Consider the following 2,386-nt stretch of genomic DNA (forward strand, 5'->3'; position numbering starts at 1 on the left):
TGACGGCGCTCATCGAAATTCCCCAGTGATGCTCACCTAAATTCCCCACCCGTGTGGCTCCGCCAGCGAAGGCGGGCCTCCCGAGATGCTGATGGTCTCTGACCACGCACCAGCTCCAGGGAGGCCCGCTTTCTCATGTTGACATGGGAGGACGATGTGGAAGTACACGCACTACGCAAACGGGGGTGGTCGATCTCGGCGATCGCCCGCCATACCGGGCATGACCGCAAGACCATCCGGGCGTATCTGAACGGGGTGCGCTCACCGGGCCAACGCAAGAAGCCGGATGAGGATCCGTTCGAACCGTTCGCGCCCTACGTGACCGCACGCCTGGCTGAGGATCCGCATCTGTGGGCGCGCACGCTGTGCGACGAACTCGAAGAACTCGGCTACACCCAGTCGTACCAAACCCTGACTCGTCAGATCCGGGCACGTGATTTGCGACCGACGTGCGAGCAGTGCGCCACCGCCATTCACCGGCCCAATGCGGTGATCGAGCATCCACCTGGTGAAGAGACACAATGGGATTGGCTCGAACTACCCCATCCGCCGACCTCTTGGGGGTGGGGATCGACGGCGTACTTGTTCGTCGGATCGTTGGCACACTCCGGGCGCTGGCGCGGCTATCTGGCACCGAATATGACTCGCCCGCACGTGGTCGCCGGCCTCGATCGCATCACCCGCCGGCTTGGCGGGGTGACGAAGGTGTGGCGGTTCGACCGGATGGCCACGGTCTGTCACCCGGCCACCGGCGCCGTGACATCGGAGTTCGCCGCAGTGGCCAAACATTACGGCGTTGCGGTGGCAATCTGCCCGCCACGACGCGGTAACCGCAAAGGCGTCGTCGAGTCAGCGAATCGTGTTGCTGCTCAACGGTGGTGGCGCACCGTAGCCGATGACATCACCGTCGAACAGGCCCAAGCTAGCCTGGACAAGTTCTGTCGTACCCGCTCAGATGTGCGGATGCGCCGCACCCGTGATGGCCGCTACAACGTCGCCACCATCGCCCAACGCGAACCACTGTCTCCAGCACCGGCGAAGCCGTTCCCGGCGTCGGTGAGTGAAACCAGGACGGCGTCTCGCCAAGCGCTCATCGCCTGGCGCGGAAATCAGTACTCGGTGCCACCGGAGCTGGCGATGGCCGAGGTGACGGTGACCGAACGCCTCGGTGAGGGACATATCGACATCGCCACCACCTCGGGGATCGTGATCGCCCGACACCGCCTCGCCGCACCCGGCACCGGCGCCCAGATCCGCGACCACGGCCATGTTGTCGCCCTAGATCAGGCAGCCATGGCTGCCGCGGTCACCGGCGGCAGACCGCATCGCCGCAAAGAACGCATCCCACCCGGCCAACAAGCTCTCCAGGCCGCAGAACAGTTGCGCCACAACACAACCACGACCAAGTCCACATCGGCTCATGCCGGACCATCGGTCATCGATATGAGCGTGTACGAACGCGCCGCCCAGAACAGGACCCAACTGCCATGACCACCAACACCACCACGACACCCAAGCCACAGAACCAGACGGCGGTCTCGACCTATCAGAAGTTGCGGGGCCACCTCGCCGTGCTCAAACTCGACGCGGCCGCCGAAGCACTACCTTCGGTGCTGCAGACCGCCGGCGACGAAGAGTGGTCGATGACCCAGATGCTGGAGCACCTCCTGGCGATCGAGGTCTCCGCGACCGAAGCCCGCCGTCTGGCCGGCCGGTTACGGTTCGCCTGCCTACCCACCCCAGCCACCCTCGACGGGTTCGACTACGACGCCGCTCCTGGCGTGGATCGCCACCTCATCCGCGAGTTGGGCACCTGCGCCTACCTGGAATCAGCGACCAACGTGCTGCTCATCGGGCCACCCGGGACCGGCAAAACCCACCTCGCAGTCGGTCTGGCCCGCGCCGCGGTCCACGCCGGCTACCGCACCTACGTCACCACCGCCGCCGATCTGGCCGCCCGCTGCCACAAAGCCGCCATCGAGGGCCGCTGGGCCACCTGCATGCGGTTCTTTGCCGGACCCACGCTGCTGGTGATCGATGAACTCGGCTACCTGCCACTACCCGCCGAGGCCGCGTCAGCATTGTTTCAAGTTGTGGCACAACGCTATTTGAAAACCAGCATCGTGATCACCACCAACAGGTCGGTGGCCGAGTGGGGTGAAGTCCTCGGCGATACCACCGTCGCCGCGGCCATGCTCGACCGGCTACTACACCGCTCCGTCGTGCTCAAACTCGACGGCGACTCCTACCGCCTACGCGACCACCATGCCCGCTCCCAAAACCAGCGCACCGCGACCACACCGACCCGACGAACGCTAGAGTAGAAGCCGCCTCCGGGTAGGGAATTTCAGTGAGCACACCTGGGGAAGATCGATGAGCCTCGTCA

Annotated in this window: 2 protein-coding genes; both read left to right on the forward strand. The window is 64.9% G+C overall.

Translation table 11 applies throughout. The features are described from left to right. The first annotated feature begins 135 nt into the window (after positions 1-135). Positions 136-1,491: an IS21 family transposase gene (istA, locus tag ACWDTD_RS20430; protein ID WP_449748942.1), complete on the forward strand. Its 1,356-nt coding sequence runs from the start codon at positions 136-138 to the stop codon at positions 1,489-1,491. After that, positions 1,488-2,324: an IS21-like element helper ATPase IstB gene (gene istB / locus ACWDTD_RS20435; protein WP_449748943.1), complete on the forward strand. Its 837-nt coding sequence runs from the start codon at positions 1,488-1,490 to the stop codon at positions 2,322-2,324. The genes istA and istB overlap by 4 nt, the downstream gene beginning before the upstream one ends. Positions 2,325-2,386: the final 62 nt, after the last annotated feature.

This window comes from Gordonia sp. NPDC003425, from assembly GCF_053588635.1.